Genomic DNA, 20,995 nt, shown 5'->3' with positions numbered 1-20,995 from the left:
ATCAGCCGGCGCGCGAGCGACGTACGTGCTTGTCGTGCTGCTCCGGCAGCGACCCCAGCTCGTCGAGGAAGTCGCGCGCCCACTTGGCGACGTCGTGGGCGACCACGGTCTTGCGCATCGCCCGCATCCGCCGGCCGGTCTCCTTGTCGTCGGCGTTGAAGGCCTCCACGAGCGAGGCCTTCATCCCGTCGATGTCGTAGGGGTTGACCAGCCAGGCCTGGCGCAGCTCCTGCGCGGCGCCGGCGAACTCGGAGAGCACCAGCGCGCCGTCGTTGTCGAAGCGGCAGGCGACGTACTCCTTGGCGACGAGGTTCATCCCGTCGCGGAACGGCGTGACGACCATGACGTCGGCGGCCCGGTAGAGGGCGGCCATCTCCTCGCGCGGGTAGGAGGAGTGCATGTAGGAGATCGCCGGGCGACCGATCCGGCCGTGGTCACCGTTGATGCCGCCCACGAGGCGCTCGATGTCGTCGCGGAGGATGCGGTACTGCTCGACGCGCTCGCGCGAGGGGGTGGCGACCTGGACGAAGACGGCGTCCTCCACGTCGATCTCCCCGTCGCGCACCAGCTCGCCGAAGGCGCGCAGGCGGGAGTGGATGCCCTTGGTGTAGTCGAGGCGGTCGACGCCGAGGAAGATCTTGCGCGGGTTGCCGAGGGCCTCGCGGATCTCCGTGGCGCGCTTCTCGACGCCCTCGGAGCGGGCCAGCTCCTCGAAGCCGGCCGTGTCGATCGAGATCGGGAACGCGGTGGCCTTCACCGGACGACCGTCGGGGAGGTAGATCGTGTCGCGGTGGGTCTTGTGGCCCACCCGGCTGCGCACGAGGCGTACGAAGTTGGCGGCCGCGCCCGGCAGCTGGAAGCCGATCAGGTCGGCGCCGAGGAGGCCCTCGAGGATCTGGCGGCGCCACGGCAGCTGCGAGAACAGCTCGGCCGGCGGGAAGGGGATGTGGAGGTAGAAGCCGATCCGCAGGTCGGGCCGCTTGGCCCGGAGCATCTGCGGCACGAGCTGGAGCTGGTAGTCCTGCACCCAGACGGTCGCCCCGTGGGCGGCGACCTCCGCGGCGCGGTCGGCGAAGCGCTGGTTGACCTCGACGTAGGACTCCCACCACTCGCGGTGGAACTCCGGCTTGGCGATGACGTCGTGGTAGAGCGGCCACAGGGTGCCGTTGGAGAAGCCCTCGTAGAACTCCTCGACCTCCCGCGCGCTCAAGGAGACCGGCACGAGCGAGAGGCCGTCCTCGACGAACGGCTCGACGTCCTCCTCGTCGGCGGAGCCAGGCCAGCCGATCCACGCCCCGTCGTTGGCCCGCAGCACCGGCTCGAGGGCGGTGACCAGCCCGCCGGGGGAGGTCCGCCACGACACGCTGCCGTCGGGCTGGTGGACCCGGTCGACAGGCAGGCGGTTGGCCACGATCACGAGGTCTGCCTGCAGCGATGGGCTCACGTGGCAACCCTAACGAGCGCCGGTGACATGCAGGTCACCCCGCGGTGTCCTCCCTGTGACCGGTCTGCCCTCGCCGCATTCCCCCGGTTTGTCCAGACGACTCGCCGGAGGCGAATGACATCGTTGTCGTTCGTCGCCTAGACTCACTCCCGTCCACCCGGTCACGGGTGGGTGTGGGGTCGACGAGGAGATGGCAATGGACGCAGCGAAGCACATCGCTACCGAGCAGGAGACTGCTCCGGAGCTGAGCCAGCGCGACCGCGACATCCTCGAGTTCGAGCGGCACTGGTGGAAGTACGCCGGCGCCAAGGAGCAGGCGGTCCGCGAGAAGTTCGACATGTCGTCGACCCGCTACTACCAGGTCCTCAACGCGCTCATCGACCGCCCGGAGGCACTCGAGTCCGACCCGTTGCTGGTCCGCCGGCTGCGTCGTCTCCGTGCCTCGCGCCAGCGCCAGCGCTCCGCCCGCCGCCTCGGCTTCGAGGTCTGACCCACCGAGATCTGACCAACCACTCACGATCGGCTTCCTTCCCCATGGCCTTCTTCCCCAGTCCTGGCCGTTCATCCCGCCGCTCTGCCCGTCCCGGGCGTGACGAGCGGGGCGTGGCCTTCCCGTCACCCGTCGTGCTGCTGTCGGTCCTCGCGGTCGCGATGGCCGCCGTCACCTTCGTCGCCACCCGCGACCAGGCCCCGACCGAGCGCCGCGTCGACAACACCGCGACCATCGCGAGCGCCGACCAGACGCCGAGTCCCGAGCCCGAGAAGACCAAGGAGCCGAAGCCCGAGCCGCAGCTCGAGCGCGGCGAGGTCTACGTCGAGGTCTTCAACAACTCCGGCATCAAGGGCCTCGCCGCCACCACCGCGCAGAAGGCCACCACGGTCGGCTGGGCCGTCGTCGGCGAGGACAACTGGTACGGCGTCGTGCCGACGACCACGGTCTACTTCCCGCCGCGCCTCAAGGCCGCCGGCAAGCAGCTGGCCCTCGACCTCGGCATCAAGCGCACCGCGCCCGCCGTGGGCGAGATGAAGCGCGACCGGCTGACGATCATCCTCACCACCGACGCTCCCCAGTGACGGCCGCGCGCTGAGTCCATCTCGGGGCGTGGTTGGCTTGGCCCCATGGAGTTCACCTCCGACGACGCGCGCGCCCACTACGACGCCGTACGCGCCGTCCTCGACGGTGTGGTGGTCGGTCTCGACTTCGACGGCACGCTGTCGCCGGTCGTGGACGACCCGGAGGCCGCGCGGCTGCACCCGGGCGCCCCGGGCGCGCTGCTCGAGCTGGCGGAGGTCGTGCGCGCGGTCGCGGTGATCACCGGGCGTCCCGCGCGCCAGGCCATCGCGATGGGTGACCTCGACGCGCTGGGCAACGCGATGCTCGACCGCGGGGCCGAGCTGTTCGTCTTCGGGCAGTACGGCAACGAGCGCTGGTCGTCCACCGAGCAGCGCATCCGTTCGCCGCGACCGCCCGCCGGCCTGGCGACCTTCGAGCGCGAGCTCCCCGCCGTCCTGCGCAAGGCCGGCGCCGCCGATGCCTTCATCGAGGAGAAGGGCCTCGCCGTCGCCGTGCACACCCGGCGGATGGACGACCCCGCCGGTGCCCTCGAGCGTCTGCGCGGACCCGTCGCGGAGCTGGCCGCGCGCCACCACCTCAGCATCGAGCCCGGCCGCAACGTCGTCGAGGTCCGCTCCGGCGACATGCACAAGGGTCAGGCCGTCCGCGCCTTCGTCGCCGAGCAGGAGGCCACCGGCATCGTCTTCGGCGGCGACGACCTCGGCGACATCGAGGCCTTCGAGGCCGTCCGCGCGCTCCGCGCCGACGGCCTGCCCGGGCTCGTCGTGTGCTCGGCGTCCCACGAGCAGCCCGACCTCGAGGAGCTCGCCGACGTCGTGGTCGACGGGCCCGCCGGCGTCGTCGACCTGCTCACCCGGCTGGCCCTCCCCGTGCGGCACTGATCTCTCATCCTGAGACGCACGTCCAACAGGTGGACGAACGGCGCACGCGACGACGCGGTCTGCCTACTCTGGTCCTGCTCATCACGAGGGACTGAGGGAACGGCCCGACGAAGTCCCGGCAACCACCCATGAGCCTCCTGCGCGGATCCGTCCGGCAGTCATGGGAGCAGGTGCCAAATCCGACCCACGCGAGAGTCGCGGGGACAGATGAGAAGGAGGACTTCATGAGCACCCTGGTGGACGAGAGCACCACGCACACGCTTCGCGAGGGCGCCTTCGGCAACGCCCGCTCCCTCGCCTGCCGCGAGTGCGGGCACGAGGTCGAGCTCGGCCCGTCGTACGCCTGTCCGGAGTGCTTCGGACCCCTCGAGGTCGCCTACGACTACCCGGCCGTGACGCGCGAGGAGATCGCCGCCGGCCCGGCCAACATCTGGCGCTACAAGGCGCTCCTGCCGGTGCCCGACGACATCGAGCAGAGCCCCAACACCGAGCCCGGCTTCACCCGCCTGCTCAAGGCGCACAACCTCGGTCGCGAGCTGGGCATCGACCACCTCTGGGTCAAGGACGACTCGACCAACCCGACGAACTCCTTCAAGGACCGCGTCGTCGCCTGTGCCCTGAGCGCCGCCCGCGAGCTCGACGCCAAGGTCTTCGCCTGCCCCTCGACCGGCAACCTGGCCAACGCGGTCGCCGCCGCGGGTGCCCGGGCCGGGATCCCGACCGTGGTCTTCATCCCGAGCAACCTCGAGACGCCGAAGAAGGTGAACTCGGCGGTCTTCACCGAGAAGCTCGTCGCCGTCGACGGCAACTACGACGACGTCAACAAGCTCGCCTCCGAGATCGCCGGCGAGGAGGAGGGCTGGGCGTTCGTCAACGTCAACGTGCGCCCCTTCTACGCCGAGGGCTCCAAGACACTCGGCTACGAGATCGCCGAGCAGCTCGGCTGGCGGCTCCCCGACCAGATCGTGATCCCGGTCGCGTCCGGCTCGCAGCTGACCAAGGTCGACAAGGCCTTCAAGGAGCTGATCGCGCTCGGGCTCGTCGAGGACAAGCCCTACAAGGTCTTCGGCGCCCAGGCGACCGGTTGCTCGCCGGTCTCGGTCGCCTACAAGGCCGGCACCGACGCGATCCGCCCGGTCAAGCCCGACACGATCGCCAAGAGCCTCGCGATCGGCAACCCCGCCGACGGCATCTACGTGCTCGACATCTGCCGCAGCTCCGGTGGTGCGGTCGAGGACATCTCCGACGACGAGGTCCGCGAGGCGATCGTCCTGCTGGCCCGCACGGAGGGGATCTTCACCGAGACCGCCGGTGGCACCACGGTCGGCGCGCTGAAGAAGCTCGTCGAGACCGGCCAGCTCGACACCTCGCTCGAGACGGTCGTCATCAACACCGGTCACGGCCTCAAGACCCTCGACTCGGTGTCCGACCGGGTCGGCCCCGCCGCCACCATCGCACCGTCCTACGACGCCTTCGTGGCGGCGAACATCATCTGAGCGCATCCTGGTGGAGCGTCTGCGGCGTTGTCGGCGCTCGACGACCCGCTCAGCTCGAAGGTCGCCGGCGCGCCTCCGCCCTGCATCCGCACACACCAGGACACGCTCAGCCCGGTCCACACACACCAAGGAAGTCTCATGGCAGTCTCCGTCCGGATCCCGACCATCCTCCGCACCTACACCGGCGGCGAGTCCGAGGTCAACGCCGAGGGCGACACCCTGGCGGCCGTCCTCGACGACCTCGACGCCAGCTATGCCGGCATCAAGGGCCGCATCCTCGACGAGGCGGGCAAGCTGCGCCGGTTCGTGAACGTGTACGTCGGCAACGACGACGTCCGGTTCCTCGACGAGCTCGAGACGCCCACGCCCGACGGCGTGCAGATCTCGGTCATCCCCGCCGTCGCCGGGGGCTGAGGGAACCCGCCTCCCTCAGGCGCGCGTCGTACCCACCATGACGACGATGAAGCACGTCCTGCTCGCAGCCCTGGCCCCGCTCGCACTCGGTGCCGCGGCCGGCCCGGCGGCGGCGGCCGATCCGCAGCCGGTGCAGCCGTTCGTCCCGGGCATCAACGAGGACCCCGACCTGTCCGCCGCCTGGCAGAAGTGGCAGTCCAAGGGCATCGACGACTACGTCATCACCGTGCGGGAGACCTGCTTCTGCGTTCGCCGCAAGCCGGTGGAGACGGTCATCCGCAACGACCGCACGGTCCGGGTCACCCAGGGAGACCGACGGCTGAAGGCGTCCCGCGGGTGGTCGATGGACGAGCTGTTCTCGCTGATCCGCGACGCGAGGACCGAGGCCGAGCGGGTCGACGTCGAGTGGACCCGCCGCGGCGTCCCGAGCTCGATCGTGATCGACCCGAGCACGATGGTCGCCGACGAGGAGACCTACTACACCGTGACGCTCAGCCGGCCCTGACGTCCACCACGGCCGCGTTGCCGCGCGAGTCGACCTTGATCTCGGCGACGGCACCGTCCTGCAGGAGCTGCTCTGTCTCGCGGGCCCGGTCCTGCGGCAGGAACCAGCTCTCGATGCCGCAGCGGACCTGCCACGAGCGGTTGTCGCACGCGAGGTAGGGCCCGTCGTCGGGTCGCCGGCGGCTCCACTCGCCGGCGGTCCACACGCCGTCCGCCTCGACGAGGGTGACGTAGAGGTCCCCGCGCTGGTCGGAGGACTGCGGGTCGCCGTGGTGGAGGTCCGGGTAGTCGAGCGCGACGTAGGCGCCGCGGAACGGGTCGATCGGGTCGACCGGCGCGACCCGGACGAGGTAGGAGTCGCCGAGCACCCGCGCGGAGAGCTGGGGTGCGACGGCCACGCCCGCCAGGGCCAGCTGGCTGACGGCGATCAGGGCGACGGTGAAGGTGCGCTTCATCGGGCTGCTCCGTTGTCGTTGTCGGTGTCGTTGTCGAGTGCCTGGACCAGCTCGCGCCGGGCCCGGTCGAAGAGGAATCCGGTGCCGAGGAAGACCGTGCCCAGCACCACGAAGAGCCACGCCCCGGTCACGATCGGCGCGAAGACGGCGAAGCTCTGGAAGGTCGTGAAGACCACCAGCCCGACCATCGCCATCGCGGTCAGGATCGCGTGGTCACGCACCGTCCCGAGGGCGACGAGCGCGACGGCGAGGACGACGTACGCGCCGACGGAGACCCCGGCGTGCAACCAGTCGGACGCGTCGATCTCGCTAGCGTCGGTGCCGGTCGACCACAGGCCGAGCAGGGTCGCGGCGACCAGGACCGCGATCGCGCCGGCGGGTTCGAGACGTTGTACGCCACTCCCGGTGGCGAGCGCGGCGAGCGCGGCCAGGGCGGCGGCGACGAGGTGGGCGACGAGCCACGGCGACCAGCGGACGCCGTCACCACCGATGTCGGGGATCGCCGCGGCGAAGAGGGTCACCAGCGCCATCCCGCCGGCGACCGTGCGCCAGGTCCAGGCGAAGGCAGGCAGGTGGCTGTCGTGCACGACGGCGAGGCCGGCGGCGAGCACCGTCGCGGTGCCGAGGAGGACGACCACGGTGAGTCCGCTCTGCTCGTCCCACAGCGGCTGGGCGAACCACCAGCCGAGGCCGGTGAGGATCCCGACGACGAACGGCATGTGGGCGCGGACGAGGTAGCCGTGCAGCAATGCCCCCGCGGCCCAGAGGCCGAGCAGGCTCGGCTCGAAGGCGGGCACCTGGAGCGACTGGGCGGCCTGGAAGAGCACGGCCCCGGTGCCGAGGGCGGCGAGCAGGCGGATGGCGCCGACGAGGGGCGGCGAGGACTTCCGGGCGGCCAGGGTCTCGCCGCCCACGAGGCATGCGAGCCAGAGGACGGTCACGGCGCCGAAGCGGGTGACGGGGGACAGCTGGTCGAGGTTGGCGGCCACGAGCCAGATCAGGCCGATGCCGACGAACGCGCCCCCGATGGTGAGCAGGATGCGACCGATGCTGAAGCGGGTGTGCAGGTCGGCGCGGTAGTGGTGGGAGATGCGGTCCGCCTGGTCGGGGCTGATGATCCCCTGGGAGGTCCAGTCCGCGAGCTCGGTGCGCAGCCAGGCGAGCTGGCGGGGCGGGACCGAGCGGGTGGGCAGCACGGATGTGTCGGTCATGGCACCAGCGTGGCCTCGCGGGTGCGCGGTGTCGTGAGTACATGGACCCATCTGTGGGGGGCCTGTTGGGCCGTCCGTCGCCCGCGGTTGGGTGCCGGTCCACCTCGGTGTGGTTGAAGGGGGGCGTGGGAAAGCACCTGACCCGGGCCGGCGTGGCAGTGACGGTCGTCGGCGGCATCGGGGCCGGCGCGGCGTACGGCGCCCGCGGGCTGCTCGTGCGCCAGGCCGCGCAGGCGCGACGTGCGATCGGCAAGCCGCTGGGCGAGCAGGCGCCGGAGGCCGACCGGCACTGGAAGAAGGCGTACGGCGACCCGATGGACCTGCTCGTGCTCGGCGACTCGATCGCGGCGGGGCTCGGAGCGGAGAAGGCCAAGCACACGCTCGGCGGCCGGCTGGCCCGTGGGACTGCCCGGAGCGCGGGTCGGTCGGTGCGCCTGCGGACGGCGGCCGTCGTCGGCTCGGAGAGCAGCATGCTCGCCGCGCAGCTGGCGTCGCTGCCGACGTCGTACGCACCCGACGTCGCGGTCATCGTGGTCGGCGGCAACGACGTCACCCATCGCGTGCCGGTGGCCGAGTCCGTCGCCCACCTCGCGGCGGCCGTCGACGACCTCCGGGCCCGCGGCGCCGAGGTGGTCGTCGGCACCTGCCCGGACCTCGGCGCACTGCGCCCGGTCCCGCAGCCGTTGCGGGCGCTCGGCTCGCGGGCCTCGCGCCAGCTCGCCGAGGCGCAGCGCGTGGCGGCGCTGGAGCACGGCGCGCGCGTCGTCTCGCTGGCCCACGTGGTGGGTCCGTTCTTCATCACCAACCCCGACGAGATGTTCAGCCTCGACCGCTTCCACCCGAGCGCGCACGGCTACAAGCGGACCGCGAAGGCGATGCTGCCGTCGGTGCTGGCGGCACTGGGGGTGGTGCAGGACCTGCCGTTCGGGCACCACGCACCCGGGGTCGGCGGCTCGGGTTAGGGTTCCCGGGTGCGAACGACTGCTCGACGAGCCGGCCAGGCCGTCAAGAGAGCCGCCCAGAAGGCCGGTCGGATGCAGGACCCGCCCGCACCCGAGCCGCCCGCTGCGTCCGACCCGAAGGCCGAGCGCCGGCAGCGGCTCCTCGCGAGCAACCTGACCGAGCTGGCCATCGAGTTCCGCACCGACAAGTGGGGCGTCCACCGCTACACCCCCCACTACGAGCGCCACCTCCAGCACCTGAGGAAGGACTCGTTCACGCTGCTCGAGCTCGGCATCGGCGGCTACAAGAAACGGCGCAAGAGCGGCGCCTCGATGAAGATGTGGCGCTGGTTCTTCCCGCGGGCCACCATCGTCGGCCTCGACATCGAGGACAAGACGTGGCTGACCAAGGGCCACATCCACACCTACCTCGGCGACCAGACCGACCCCGATATCCTTGCGCAGATCATCGAGGAGCAGGGCGCGCCGCTGGTCGTCATCGACGACGGCAGCCACATCCCGGCCCACGTCCGCGAGTCGTTCCGGATCCTCTTCCCGTTGATGCCCGACGGCGGCATCTACTGCATCGAGGACATCCAGACGTCCTACTGGCCCGCGTGGGGCGGCGAGATCGACCCGCGCGCGCCGGGGACCTCGATGGACCTCGTCAAGGACCTCATCGACGGCCTCAACCACGAGGAGTTCCTCGTCGAGGGCTACGAGGCGACCTACACCGACCAGTGGGTGCGGGCGGTGCACTGCTACCACAACCTCGTGATCATCGAGAAGGGCGACAACCGCGAGGGCTCCAACCGCGACGACGTCGCCCACGAGCTCTACGGCAAGTCGGAGCTGCCGACCTCATGACGGTGCTCCTGGTCACCAGTCGCGACCTGCCGACCGGTGAGCCGGGCGCCGCCGCGCTCGATGCCGCCCTCGTCGCGCGCGGGATCGACGCGCGGTGGGCGGTCTGGGACGACCCGGACGTGGACTGGTCCGCAGCCTCGCTGGTCGCCGTACGCTCACCGTGGGACTACACCGAGCGCTCCGCCGAGTTCCTCGACTGGGCGCACGCGCTGGACCAGTCGCGGCTGCTCAACGGCGCCGACGTCTTCGCGTGGAACCACGACAAGCGCTACCTCCTCGACCTCCACCAGGTGCCCGCGGTGCCGACCGCCTGGGTGACGAGCGCGGCCCAGCTCGTCGCGGCGGTCGACGACCTCGGCACCGCGGTCGTGAAGCCCGCCGTCGGCGCCGGCGGGGTGGGGCTCACGGTCCTGGGCGCCGGCCTCGACCAGGCAGCGGCCGAGGTGCACGTCGAGGCGGGTGCGGTCGTCGTACAACCCCTCGTCGCCTCGATCCGCACCCACGGCGAGGTCTCGGTGTTCCTCGTCGAGGGCGTCCCGGTGTGCCAGGTGGTCAAGGTGCCGGTGGGCGAGGAGGTGCGCGTGCACGAGGAGTACGGCGGCTCGTCCACCGTGGTGCCGCTCGACCCCGCCTGCGTCGACGTGGCACTCGCGGCCGACGCCGAGGCCGCCCGACGGTTCGGCCGACGCCTCGACTACGGGCGCGTCGACCTGCTCTGGTGGGAGGAGCGCTGGGTGGTCAGCGAGCTCGAGCTGATCGAGCCCGGCCTCTACCTCGACGTGGCGCCCGACAACGCTTATCCGTTCGCGGACATGGTCGCGCGCGTTTTGAATCCTTCTTGACGAAGTCCTCTAGACCATGAGGTAAGGGCGCCCTCACAACGCTACCGTCGCGGCGTCGCTGCACCCCGATGGTCAGCGAAACCGTCCGTCGTGGGTCGGGATGTTTTCGTAGATTCTCCGATGTCGTGCAGTGATCCCGGGGGGGACGTGTGCGGAGAGAGGCCGGTCTGTCATGGTCGGTAGAAGTAGTCAACGCTGCCCGAATGAACGTGGGGCAGCAGCAGTCGAGTTCGCCTTGATCGTCCCCATCTTGTTGACCTTGGTCTTCGGGATGATCGACTTCGGTCTGGCGATCAACCGCTACACCATGCTCAACAATGCCGCCCGGGAGGGCGTGCGGGCAGCAAGCCTCAGTGCGAGCGCCGCCGAGGTGTCCACGGTCGTGAACGATCGCCTCGCCGACCTCAAGGGCAAGGTCAGCGTGACCGTGTCGTGCAAGACGCCGACGGGCGGGTCCTGCGGCTCCTGGGACACCGGTCGGACCGCCGGGGGGATCGCCGTCGTGACGGCGACCTACCAGCACAGCTGGTTGACCCCGGTCGGCAAGCTCATCTCGCCCCAGCTCACGCTGAGCAAGACCAGTGAGATGAGGATCGAGTGAAGCGCGGGGCAGGCGCCTCCGCTCGTCGTGATCGAGACGAGACAGGCGCCGTCGCGGTGCTCGTCGGCCTGCTGGCGATCGTGATCTTCGCGTGTGCCGCTCTGGCGGTGGACGTGGCCTCCCTCTCGATGGAGCGACAGAGGCTCCACGACCACGTCGACGCAGCAGCGCACGCGGGGGCTTTCGAGCTGCCCGCGAGCGGGACGTCGGCCAGGAGCTGGGCGGTCACCATGGCCAAGCGGCAGGACCCGGCGATGACGCCGGACGTCGATCTCTTCTGCGTGGTGGCCTCGACGGGCGCCTCGCGGCAGGTGGCCTCGAACCAGGTCCCGGCCACGTGCGACCCGGGGTCGTACGCCGGTGCCTCGGTCCGTTGCAGTGTCACGATCTGCTCGATCCCGTGCCCGACCACCGCGAGGTGCAACACGGTCCGGGTGACCGACTCCAAGGACGTGGACTTCGACTTCGCGCCGATCATCGGTCACAAGAAGGGGTCGACCGGGTCGGTCTCGTCCGCAGCCTGCAGGGGTGCCTGCGGGACGACTTTGCCGAATCCGATGGACATCGTGATCATGGCCGACCGGACCACCTCGATGTCCGACACGCATCGCAACGAGATGAAGGCTGCGATCGTGTCCAGCCTGAACGTGATGGACCCGGCGCTGCACTACGTCGCCTTCGGCGCCATCCACAAGAGCAGGCCCACGTCGTCGTGCTCGACCTCCGCGACGACGTCGTCCGACGGCGTCACCGGCGGTACCTGGGTCCCGGTTCCCTTCTCGAACGACTACAAGGCCAACCGCGACTCGCCGATCAACACGGCCAGCACGCTGGTCAAGGGCGTGCAGTGCCTCCCGAGCAGTGCCGTCGCCAACCTGAGCACCGGCTCGTACGGCACGCACCTCGCCGGCGCGATGAAGGGCGCGGCTCGATACCTGCTCGGCAAGGACTCGAACAACCTGAGCCAGCTGCCCAAGCGTCCCGGGACGCCCAAGAAGGTCATCATCTTCGAGACCGACGGTCAGCCGGACGAGCTGCTGTCGAGCGGATCCACCAGTCTCGACACGAGCGGCGACCTGGGTGCGGATCGCAACTTCTACGGCAACGGCAACGGTGTGAGGGGTTGTGACAACTTCGCACAGGTGTCGCGCTACGCGAAGGACAACGACATCACGGTGCTGGTCATCGGTTTCGGTGACGCCAACAGCGCGTCGTGCGAGAAGCCGGTGACCTCCGGGGGCTCGAGCCGCACGCCCCGTGCGCCGTGGGTGCGGGACTACCTGGCGCAGGCGGCGTCCCCCGGTCCGGGAGGGGCGCCGAGCAAGGCCGAGTCGGACTGTTCGACGACCGCCGAACGCGTCGCGGAGAACGGGGACGGTGACTACTACTTCTGCGCCGCGACCGGCTCGGAGCTCGGGCCGATCTTCGCTGCCGCCGTCAACGCGGTGACGGAGAGCATCAAGCTGATCGCGATGCCGTGACGAGTGGTCACCCGGACCCTCGGGGAGGGGCGCGCCCGGCGCGCCTCTCCCCGGGAATCGTCGTTTGCACTCTCGGGGGGCGAGTGCTAAACATGAGGCTGGCACTCTCGACACGAGAGTGACAACGACCTGGGTGACGCTGAGGTCCACACAAGCCGGCGTGAATGGATCGCCGGGGGAGTGGGCCGTCCGTCGCGGGCAGCCCGCCCGAGGTCCCCACACAGACTCACGTCGAAGGAATCGCGAAGAGCCATGCCGAAGCTGATTGCTTTCAACGAGGAGGCCCGCCGCGGGCTGGAGCGGGGTATGAACACCCTCGCCGACGCGGTCAAGGTCACCCTCGGCCCCAAGGGCCGCAACGTCGTCCTGGAGAAGAAGTGGGGCGCCCCCACGATCACCAACGACGGCGTCTCGATCGCCAAGGAGATCGAGCTGGAGGACCCCTACGAGAAGATCGGCGCCGAGCTGGTCAAGGAGGTCGCCAAGAAGACCGACGACGTCGCCGGTGACGGTACGACGACGGCGACCGTCCTGGCCCAGGCCATGGTCCGCGAGGGCCTGCGCAACGTCGCGGCCGGCGCCAACCCGATGGGTCTCAAGCGCGGCATCGAGGCCGCTGTCGCCGCCGTGTCGGAGCAGCTCTCCTCGATGGCGATCGACATCGAGACCAAGGAGCAGATCGCCGCGACCGCGTCGATCTCCGCCGCTGACACCACCGTGGGCGAGATCATCGCCGAGGCGATGGACAAGGTCGGCAAGGAAGGCGTCATCACCGTCGAGGAGTCCAACACCTTCGGGCTGGACCTCGAGCTGACCGAGGGCATGCGGTTCGACAAGGGCTACATCTCGGCCTACTTCGCCACCGACCTCGAGCGCATGGAGGCCGTGCTGGAGGACCCCTACGTCCTCATCGCCAACTCCAAGGTGTCGACGGTCAAGGACCTCCTCCCGCTGCTGGAGAAGGTCATGCAGTCCGGCAAGCCGCTGCTGATCATCGCCGAGGACGTCGACGGCGAGGCGCTGTCGACCCTGGTCGTCAACAAGATCAAGGGCACCTTCCGCTCCGTCGCCGTCAAGGCTCCGGGCTTCGGTGACCGCCGCAAGGCCATGCTCCAGGACATCGCCATCCTCACCGGTGGCCAGGTCATCTCCGAGGAGGTCGGCCTCAAGCTCGACACCGCTGGTCTCGAGCTGCTCGGCCAGGCCCGCAAGGTCGTCATCACCAAGGACGAGACCACCATCGTCGAGGGTGCCGGCGACCAGGGCCAGATCGAGGGCCGGGTCAACCAGATCCGCGCCGAGATCGAGAAGTCGGACTCCGACTACGACCGCGAGAAGCTCCAGGAGCGCCTCGCCAAGCTCGCCGGCGGCGTGGCCGTCATCAAGGTCGGCGCGGCCACCGAGGTCGAGCTCAAGGAGCGCAAGCACCGCATCGAGGACGCCGTCCGCAACGCCAAGGCTGCGGTCGAGGAGGGCATCGTCGCCGGCGGCGGCGTCGCGCTCGTCCAGGCTGCTGCCACCGCGTTCGACAAGCTGGACCTGACCGGCGACGAGGCCACCGGCGCGAACATCGTCCGCGTCGCCACCTCGGCCCCCCTCAAGCAGATCGCGATCAACGCCGGTCTCGAGGGTGGCGTCGTGGCGGAGAAGGTCGCCAACCTGCAGGCCGGTCACGGCCTCAACGCGGCGACCGGTGACTACGTCGACATGATCGCCGAGGGCATCATCGACCCGGCCAAGGTCACCCGCTCGGCGCTGCAGAACGCCGCGTCGATCGCCGCGCTGTTCCTCACCACCGAGGCCGTCGTGGCCGACAAGCCCGAGAAGGCGCCCGCCATGGGCGGCGGCGACGGCGGCATGGGCGGCATGGGCGGCATGGACTTCTGATCCACCAGCTCCACCAAGCTCCACCAAGCTCCACCAGCAGGGCCCCCGCTCCGGCGGGGGCCCTGCTGTCGTTCCCGTACCTGTCTGGACCTCTGCCGAATCGTGACCTTGCCTTGCGTGCTCACCAAGGGATCCGTCCCCTAGCGTGAGGCGCAGCACGCATTCCACCGTCCCGTCGCCCGTCCGGCAGGGGGTCCCGCTTGAGCACAGCAGCCGTCGAGCTCGTCGGCCTGAGCAAGTCCTTCGGTGACGTCACGGCCGTCGACGGCGTCGACCTGACGATCCGCGACGGCGAGTTCTTCTCGATGCTCGGCCCCAGCGGGTCGGGCAAGACGACGGTCCTCCGGATGATCGCCGGCTTCGAGCAGCCGACCTCCGGGTCGGTCCACCTCGCCGGCCAGGACGTGACCGGCCGCCCGCCGTTCGCCCGCGACGTCAACACCGTCTTCCAGGACTATGCGCTCTTCCCGCACATGGACGTGCTCGCCAACGTCGAGTACGGACTGCGGGTCAAGAAGGTCCCGCGTCCCGAGCGCCGCGAGAGGGCGATGGCCGCCCTCGACTCCGTCCAGCTCGGCGACCTCGCCGCGCGTCGTCCGACGCAGCTCTCCGGCGGGCAGCGCCAGCGCGTCGCGCTGGCCCGCGCTCTGGTCAACCGACCCAGGGTGCTGCTGCTCGACGAGCCGCTGGGGGCGCTCGACCTCAAGCTGCGCCGCGCGATGCAGCTCGAGCTGAAGCAGATCCAGCGCGAGGTCGGCATCACCTTCGTGTTCGTGACGCACGACCAGGAGGAGGCCCTGACGATGAGCGACCGGATCGCGGTCTTCCGCGACGGGCGCATCGAGCAGGTGGCCACGCCCGCCGACCTCTACGAGAGCCCCACCTCGCCGTTCGTCGCCGGGTTCGTCGGCACCTCCAACCTGCTGGACGGAGGTGCGGCGCAGACCGTCGTCGGTCGCCCGGGCATGTTCAGCATCCGGCCGGAGAAGATCCACCTCGGCGACGACGTGCGCGACGGGGACGCCACGGCGCCGGGGGTCGTGCAGGACGTCGTCTACCTCGGGTCGGTCAACCACTACCTGGTCGAGCTCGACGCCGGGCCGACCCTCACCGTGCTGCGCCAGAACCTGCGCGGCACCACCGACGAGGCGATGGCCCTGCGAGGTCAGCGGGTCACCGTCGGATGGGCTCCCGAGCACGTCATCGAGCTCGGCCCGCACCAACAGCTCGAGAAGGAGGAGTCATGAGGAGATCAACGATGGCCCGGGTGGCGACGGGCGCGGTCCTCGCGCTGGCGCTGGTCGGCTGCGGCACGTCGAGCGGCGACGACGACGGGGGCGGCAGCGGCACCGCGGGCTCGGAGGAGCAGGGTGGCTTCACCGCGCCCGACATCCCGATGGCCGAGTCGCTCGGGGACAACGAGGGATCGCTCAGCGTGCTGGCCTGGCCCGGCTACGCCGAGGACGGCTCGACCGACAAGTCCGTCGACTGGGTGACACCGTTCGAGGAGGAGACGGGCTGCCAGGTCGAGGTGAAGTACTTCGGCACCTCCGACGAGGCGGTCAGCCTGATGAAGACGGGCCAGTACGACGTCGTGTCGGCCTCGGGCGACGCCTCGCTGCGCCTGATCGCGGGCGGTGACGTCGCACCCGTCAACACCGACCTGATCGACAACTACGCCGACGTGTGGCCGTTCCTCAAGGACCGCGACTGGAACTCCGTCGACGGCCAGATGTACGGCGTCCCGCACGGCTACGGCGCCAACCTGCTGATGTACAACACCGACGAGGTCGACCCCGCGCCCACGAGCTGGAGCTCGGTCTTCGACGACGCCGGCACCTACAGCGGGAAGGTGACGTCGTACGACTCGCCGATCTACATCGCCGACGCGGCGCTCTACCTGATGAACACCCAGCCCGACCTCGGTATCGAGGACCCCTACGCCCTCGACGCCGACCAGCTGGCGGCTGCGGTCGACCTGCTCAAGGCGCAGCGCGAGCACGTCGGCGAGTACTGGTCGGACTACCTGAAGGAGACGCAGGCCTTCAAGACCGGCGACTCGGTCATCGGCACGACCTGGCAGGTGATCGCCAACCTCGCGCAGTCCGAGGGTGCGACGGTCGAGGCGTTCCTGCCCGACGAGGGATCCACCGGCTGGTCGGACACCTGGATGGTGGGCTCGAAGACCGAGCACCCGAACTGCGCCTACGCGTGGATGAACCACATCGTCAGCCCGGAGGCCAACGCGGCCGTGGCGGAGTGGTTCGGCGAGGCGCCGGCCAACCAGAAGGCGTGCGACCTCACCAGCGACGGGTTCTGCGAGTCCTACCACGCCGGTGACGAGGCCTACGCCGAGAAGATCCACTACTGGACGACGCCGATCGAGCAGTGCCTGGACGGACGCACCGACGTGCAGTGCACGACGTACCAGGACTGGACGCAGGCCTGGACCGAGATCAAGGGCTGACGCGTGGCCCAGCAGCACCCGCCGCCCGGGGGCGGTGCGGCACTCCGGTCAGGAGTGCTGCACCGCCATCCCCGGCTCCGGCTCGGGTTGCTGCTGGGCCCCCCGATGCTGTGGCTCGGGGTGCTCTACCTCGGCTCGCTCGCGGCGCTGTTCATCACCTCGCTGTGGTCGGTCGACGCCTTCGGCGGCAACATCGAGCGGATCTGGAACCTCGACAACTACCGCGACCTCTTCACCCTCGACGTCTACCGGACCATCACGGTCCGCACGCTCCTGATCGCCGCCTCGGTCACCGTCATCGACGCCGTGCTGGCGTTCCCGGTCGCCCTCTACATGGCGAAGGTCGCCTCCCCGCGCCTCCAGCGGATCCTGGTCATCGCCGTGCTGACGCCGCTGTGGGCGTCGTACCTCGTCAAGGCGTACGCGTGGCGGGGGATGTTCGCGAGCGGCGGCCCGCTCGACTCGGTCGGCATCTCGCCGGGCTACGGCCTGGCGGCCACCGTGCTGACGCTGTCCTACCTCTGGCTGCCCTACATGATCCTGCCGATGTACGCCGGCCTGGAGCGGCTGCCGGGCTCGCTGATCGAGGCGTCGGCCGACCTCGGCGCCGGCACGGCCACCACGATGAGGCGGGTCGTGCTGCCGGTGCTCTTCCCCGCGGCGGTCGCGGGATCGATCTTCACCTTCTCCCTGACCCTCGGCGACTACATCGCGGTGAAGATCGTCGGCGGCGCCAACCAGATGCTCGGCAACGTCGTCTACGACTCGTTCCTCACCGGCAACAACCTGCCCTTCGCCGCGGCCGTGGCGACGATCCCGGTCGCCGCGATGCTCGTCTACCTCGCGGCCGTGCGCCGGACGGGAGCGCTGGACTCGCTATGACGTTCTCACCCGCGACACGGGTCCTGCTCCGGGCGTTCACCGGGCTGGTGCTGCTGTTCGTCTACGCACCGCTCGCGCTCGTGGTGCTGAACTCCTTCAACACCTCGCGCACCTTCGAGTGGCCGCCGCCGGGCTTCACCACGCGGTGGTGGTCGGCCGCCGTGGAGAGCGACGGTGCGCGCAACGCGATCGTCGTGTCGCTCGAGGTGGCGGTGATGGCCACGGTGATCGCGCTCGTGCTCGGCACGATGGCCGCGCTGGCGCTCCAGCGGTTCCGCTTCTTCGGTCGCGACACCGTCTCCCTGCTGATCATCCTGCCGATCGCGCTGCCGGGCGTGGTGACCGGCATCGCACTGGCCAACGCGTTCCTGACGATGTTCGGGATCCAGCTCGGCATGCTGACGCTCGTCGTCTCGCACGCGACGTTCTGCATCGTGACGGTGTTCAACAACGCCATCGCCCGGCTCCGACGGCTCGGGGGCAACCTGGAGGAGGCGTCGATGGACCTCGGCGCCGGCACCTTCCGCACCTTCTGGTCGATCACCCTCCCGATGATGCGCTCGGCCCTGCTGGCCGGCGCGCTGCTGTCGTTCGCCCTGTCGTTCGACGAGATCATCGTGACGACCTTCACCGCGGGTCAGGGCATCCAGACCCTGCCGATCTGGATCTACCAGAACCTGTTCCGCCCCAACCAGGCCCCGGTGGTCAACGTCGTCGCCGCCGCGCTCATCGTGCTGTCGGTCATCCCGATCTGGGTCTCGCAGAAGCTGGCCGGGACGGACGAGTCGGTCGCCGCCGCACGGTAGGTCCGGGGCGAGGCCCCGCTGGTAGGAATGGGGCATGCGCCTGCCCGCCGTGCCCGGCCCCCGCGACGTCCTGTCCGCCCTCGAGCGGGGCGGTGACCAGGTCGAGGCGCTCGTCGGTGCCGTGCCTCGTGCGCTCGCCCTGCTCGGCCAGGCCGAGCAGCTGCTCGTCCGGGCCTCGGCGGTCATCGACCGGGTGGAGGGGATCGCCGACGCCGCGGAGCACGAGGTGGCACGCGTCGCGGCGGTCGTCGACGAAGCGACGACGCAGGTGGACCGGGTGGGGGCGGTCGTGGACGCCGCGAACGTCCAGATCGAGCGGGTGAGCGGCGTCGTGGACGGCGCGACCTGGGAGATCCGCCGGGTCGGGGACGTCGTCGACGGCGCGAAGGAGAAGATCGACGCGGTCGGCCCCGTGGTGGACGGTGCGGCCGTGCAGGTGGGCCGGGCCGCGTCGCTGATGGACGTCCTCGAGCCACCGCTGACGACCCTCCAGCCCACGTTGCAGACCCTTGCGGACACCACCAGCCCGGCCGAGGTCGAGGCGCTCGTGCGGCTGGTCGACCAGCTCCCGGAGCTCACGGACTCGATGGAGAAGGACGTCATGCCGGTCCTGGCCACGCTCGGCACGGTCGCGCCCGACGTCCACGAGCTGCTCGTCGTCTCCCGCGAGCTCAACGAGATCCTCGGCAAGATCCCCGGCATCGGCCGCCTCAAGCGGCGGGTCGAGGAGGAAGAGGAGGAGGACCCAGCGCGGTGACCGAGCGGAACCCGAGCGCCCCTGGCGTCGTCCCACTGGCGACGCCGTCCGTCCCAGGAGGAACCGTGAAGACCACCCGCACGCACACCCGCACGCTGCTCGCCACCCCTCTCCTCGTGGCGCTGGCCTTCCTGACCGCGTGCGGAGCCAGCTCCGACGCCGACTCCGCGACCACGGCGTCCGACCCGGGCTCGTCGAGCAGCTCGGACGCCACCACCGACGACGGGCCGGTCGCCCTCACCGCCGACGGGTCGGTCGCCGCCAAGTGCGCGATGCCGTCCGCCGAGACCCTCTCCACCTTCGACACCGCGTTCTCCGGCACGGTCACCTCGATCGAGGGCGGTACGGCGACGCTGGAGGTCGACCAGTGGTACACCGGCGGCGACGCGTCGACGGTGACCGTCGAGTCGCCCAGCAAGAACCTCCAGGACCTGCTGATGGCGGTGGACTTCCAGGAGGGCAAGACCTACCTCGTCAGCGCCACGGACGACCGGGTGACGCTCTGCGGCTTCACGGCCGAGGAGTCCCCCGAGCTCGAGGCGATGTACGCCGAGGCGTTCGGCGGCTGAGCTGCCCGGGTCGGGAGAGAGGTCCCGGCCGGGTCGGGACCAATGGCCCGTGAATGCGTGAGGGCTGCGCACTAGCGTCGCGCTCGTCGGCACGAGACACTTGTCCCAGGAGCGCATGAATGACACACGCCAGCCTCACGCAGGACCACGCGGGAGGGAGCGGCCCGAACAGTTGGGTGATGCTGGCCCTGGCGACACTGGGGTTCGCCGTGAACTTCTGGGCGTGGGCCCTGATCAGCCCCCTCGGTGCGCTCTACCTCAAGCAGGGCGCGGACAGCCCGCTCGGACTGCTGAGCCAGTCGGAGGTGGCCCTGATGGTCGCCGTACCCGTGCTCGTCGGTTCGCTCGGGAGGATCATCGTCGGGGCGTTGACCGATCGGTTCGGCGGGCGGGTGATGTTCCCGATCGTCTCCGCGGTGACCATCGTGCCGGTGTTGTTCCTGGCGTTCTTCGCCCTCGACTCGTACACCCTGATGCTCTTCGGAGGCTTCTTCCTCGGCATCGCCGGGACGGCGTTCGCCGTCGGCGTCCCGTTCGTCAACGCGTGGTTCCCGCCGGAGAAGCGCGGCCTGGCGGTCGGCATCTTCGGTGCGGGCATGGGTGGCACCGCCATCAGCGCGCTGACCACGGTGCCCCTGTCGCAGGAGCAGGGGCGCACTGTCCCGTTCCTCATCACCGCGGCCGTGCTGGCCGCCTACGCGCTCGTGGCGTGGCTCGTCCTCCGCGACGCGCCCGGACGCGCGGTCCCGACCACCAGCCTGGCCACCCGGCTCGCCGCCAACGCCCGGCTGCCGATCACTTGGCAGGCATGCGTGCTCTACGCCGTCGCGTTCGGCGGCTACGTCGCGTTCTCGGTCTTCCTCCCCACCTACCTCAAGACCGCGCACGGGCTCGAGCCGGCCGACGCAGCCAACCGCATGGCCGGGTTCGTCCTGATCGCGGTCGTGATGCGCCCCGTGGGCGGCTGGCTCTCGGACCGCCTGGGATCGATCCGGGTGCTGACCGTGGCGTACGGCCTCGTCGCCGTGTGCGCGGCCGTCGCTGCCCCCAATCCGCCGGTCACGTCGGCCGACGGCAGCAACCTCACGCTGGGCACCGTCGCCTTCCTGGTGATGGCAGCGGCGCTGGGGGCCGGCTCCGGGGCAGTGTTCGCCCTCATCGCCCACACCACCGAGCCCGCGCGGGTGGGCGGCGTGACCGGACTCGTCGGTGCCGCGGGTGGTCTCGGTGGTTTCGTGCCGCCGCTGCTGATGGGCTGGCTCTACGGCCAGACCGAGTCCTACGCGGTCGGCCTCTGGCTGCTGGCCGTGACCGCCGCGCTCACCCTCGCGCTCACCCTGCTCGTCGTACGACGCACGGCGGCCGCGGCGTCGTCGGCGGCGACGACGACGGTCCCTGCCTGACCCTGCACGACG

Annotated in this window: 22 protein-coding genes and 1 riboswitch; of the genes, 19 read left to right on the top strand and 3 right to left on the bottom strand. The window is 70.3% G+C overall.

The genetic code is table 11. The features are described from left to right. Nucleotide 1 precedes the first annotated feature (1 nt). Nucleotides 2-1,444, bottom strand: coding sequence for an alpha,alpha-trehalose-phosphate synthase (UDP-forming) (locus JI751_RS15300; RefSeq protein WP_201938580.1), 1,443 nt, complete (start codon nt 1,442-1,444; stop codon nt 2-4). A 196-nt stretch (nt 1,445-1,640) separates the two neighbouring features. Here JI751_RS15300 and napA point away from each other — a divergent pair, with 196 nt between their 5' ends. From napA to JI751_RS15270, 6 genes are all read left to right on the top strand, one after another. Beyond that, nucleotides 1,641-1,934, top strand: coding sequence for a nucleoid-associated protein NapA (gene napA / locus JI751_RS15295; protein ID WP_201938578.1), 294 nt, complete (start codon nt 1,641-1,643; stop codon nt 1,932-1,934). Nucleotides 1,935-2,047: 113 nt separating this feature from the next. Continuing rightward, nucleotides 2,048-2,518, top strand: a complete 471-nt coding sequence (locus JI751_RS15290) for a LytR C-terminal domain-containing protein (protein WP_307814277.1) — start codon at nt 2,048-2,050, stop codon at nt 2,516-2,518. Nucleotides 2,519-2,563: 45 nt separating this feature from the next. After that, nucleotides 2,564-3,400, top strand: coding sequence for a trehalose-phosphatase (otsB, locus tag JI751_RS15285; protein WP_201938575.1), 837 nt, complete (start codon nt 2,564-2,566; stop codon nt 3,398-3,400). A gap of 75 nt (nt 3,401-3,475) precedes the next feature. Continuing rightward, nucleotides 3,476-3,614: riboswitch (SAM riboswitch) on the top strand. A 10-nt stretch (nt 3,615-3,624) separates the two neighbouring features. Next, nucleotides 3,625-4,896 (top strand): threonine synthase, encoded by a 1,272-nt coding sequence (gene thrC / locus JI751_RS15280; protein WP_201938573.1) that lies wholly within the window; start codon nt 3,625-3,627, stop codon nt 4,894-4,896. Between the two features lie 138 nt (nt 4,897-5,034). Further along, on the top strand, nt 5,035-5,310 hold the full coding sequence (locus tag JI751_RS15275; RefSeq protein WP_201938572.1) for a MoaD/ThiS family protein: 276 nt from the start codon (nt 5,035-5,037) through the stop codon (nt 5,308-5,310). A gap of 46 nt (nt 5,311-5,356) precedes the next feature. After that, nucleotides 5,357-5,815, top strand: a complete 459-nt coding sequence (locus tag JI751_RS15270) for a DUF6174 domain-containing protein (RefSeq protein WP_201938569.1) — start codon at nt 5,357-5,359, stop codon at nt 5,813-5,815. Here the strand turns inward: JI751_RS15270 and JI751_RS15265 are convergent. Further along, nucleotides 5,802-6,269: a GDYXXLXY domain-containing protein gene (locus JI751_RS15265; RefSeq protein WP_201938566.1), complete on the bottom strand. Its 468-nt coding sequence runs from the start codon at nt 6,267-6,269 to the stop codon at nt 5,802-5,804. The genes JI751_RS15270 and JI751_RS15265 overlap by 14 nt on opposite strands. Beyond that, nucleotides 6,266-7,480: a DUF2157 domain-containing protein gene (locus tag JI751_RS15260; RefSeq protein WP_201938565.1), complete on the bottom strand. Its 1,215-nt coding sequence runs from the start codon at nt 7,478-7,480 to the stop codon at nt 6,266-6,268. The genes JI751_RS15265 and JI751_RS15260 overlap by 4 nt, the downstream gene beginning before the upstream one ends. 125 nt (nt 7,481-7,605) lie before the next feature. Here JI751_RS15260 and JI751_RS15255 point away from each other — a divergent pair, with 125 nt between their 5' ends. From JI751_RS15255 to JI751_RS15195, 13 genes are all read left to right on the top strand, one after another. Next, on the top strand, nt 7,606-8,442 hold the full coding sequence (locus tag JI751_RS15255) for an SGNH/GDSL hydrolase family protein (protein ID WP_307814276.1): 837 nt from the start codon (nt 7,606-7,608) through the stop codon (nt 8,440-8,442). Between the two features lie 9 nt (nt 8,443-8,451). Then, nucleotides 8,452-9,288 (top strand): hypothetical protein, encoded by an 837-nt coding sequence (locus tag JI751_RS15250; RefSeq protein ID WP_201938563.1) that lies wholly within the window; start codon nt 8,452-8,454, stop codon nt 9,286-9,288. Next, a complete protein-coding gene (locus tag JI751_RS15245; RefSeq protein WP_201938562.1) occupies nt 9,285-10,130 on the top strand; it encodes an ATP-grasp domain-containing protein in 846 nt (281 codons plus the stop codon). Before JI751_RS15250 ends, JI751_RS15245 begins: the two co-directional genes overlap by 4 nt. A 172-nt stretch (nt 10,131-10,302) precedes the next feature. Further along, nucleotides 10,303-10,731 carry a TadE/TadG family type IV pilus assembly protein gene (locus tag JI751_RS15240; protein ID WP_269090524.1) on the top strand — a complete coding sequence of 143 codons (429 nt, stop codon included), beginning with the start codon at nt 10,303-10,305 and terminating at the stop codon, nt 10,729-10,731. Further along, a complete protein-coding gene (locus tag JI751_RS15235) occupies nt 10,728-12,212 on the top strand; it encodes a pilus assembly protein (RefSeq protein WP_201938560.1) in 1,485 nt (494 codons plus the stop codon). The genes JI751_RS15240 and JI751_RS15235 overlap by 4 nt, the downstream gene beginning before the upstream one ends. A gap of 252 nt (nt 12,213-12,464) precedes the next feature. Continuing rightward, nucleotides 12,465-14,099 carry a chaperonin GroEL gene (groL, locus tag JI751_RS15230; protein ID WP_201938559.1) on the top strand — a complete coding sequence of 545 codons (1,635 nt, stop codon included), beginning with the start codon at nt 12,465-12,467 and terminating at the stop codon, nt 14,097-14,099. Nucleotides 14,100-14,299: 200 nt separating this feature from the next. Further along, nucleotides 14,300-15,346, top strand: a complete 1,047-nt coding sequence (locus tag JI751_RS15225) for an ABC transporter ATP-binding protein (RefSeq protein WP_236666274.1) — start codon at nt 14,300-14,302, stop codon at nt 15,344-15,346. After that, a complete protein-coding gene (locus JI751_RS15220) occupies nt 15,343-16,566 on the top strand; it encodes an ABC transporter substrate-binding protein (protein ID WP_201938558.1) in 1,224 nt (407 codons plus the stop codon). The genes JI751_RS15225 and JI751_RS15220 overlap by 4 nt, the downstream gene beginning before the upstream one ends. A gap of 3 nt (nt 16,567-16,569) precedes the next feature. After that, nucleotides 16,570-17,448, top strand: coding sequence for an ABC transporter permease (locus JI751_RS15215; RefSeq protein ID WP_307814275.1), 879 nt, complete (start codon nt 16,570-16,572; stop codon nt 17,446-17,448). Beyond that, a complete protein-coding gene (locus tag JI751_RS15210) occupies nt 17,445-18,254 on the top strand; it encodes an ABC transporter permease (protein ID WP_201938557.1) in 810 nt (269 codons plus the stop codon). The genes JI751_RS15215 and JI751_RS15210 overlap by 4 nt, the downstream gene beginning before the upstream one ends. A gap of 34 nt (nt 18,255-18,288) precedes the next feature. Continuing rightward, nucleotides 18,289-19,011: a hypothetical protein gene (locus tag JI751_RS15205; protein WP_201938556.1), complete on the top strand. Its 723-nt coding sequence runs from the start codon at nt 18,289-18,291 to the stop codon at nt 19,009-19,011. Between the two features lie 65 nt (nt 19,012-19,076). Further along, nucleotides 19,077-19,580 (top strand): hypothetical protein, encoded by a 504-nt coding sequence (locus JI751_RS15200; protein ID WP_201938555.1) that lies wholly within the window; start codon nt 19,077-19,079, stop codon nt 19,578-19,580. Between the two features lie 119 nt (nt 19,581-19,699). Next, nucleotides 19,700-20,983 carry an MFS transporter gene (locus JI751_RS15195; RefSeq protein ID WP_201938554.1) on the top strand — a complete coding sequence of 428 codons (1,284 nt, stop codon included), beginning with the start codon at nt 19,700-19,702 and terminating at the stop codon, nt 20,981-20,983. The last annotated feature ends 12 nt before the right edge of the window (nt 20,984-20,995 follow it).

The sequence above is a fragment of the Nocardioides baculatus genome (genome assembly GCF_016735675.1).
GTDB classification, from domain to species: Bacteria; Actinomycetota; Actinomycetes; order Propionibacteriales; family Nocardioidaceae; genus Nocardioides; species Nocardioides baculatus.
The sequence above is the reverse complement of the archived record's forward strand: the minus strand, read 5'-3'. Positions and strand labels throughout refer to the sequence as shown.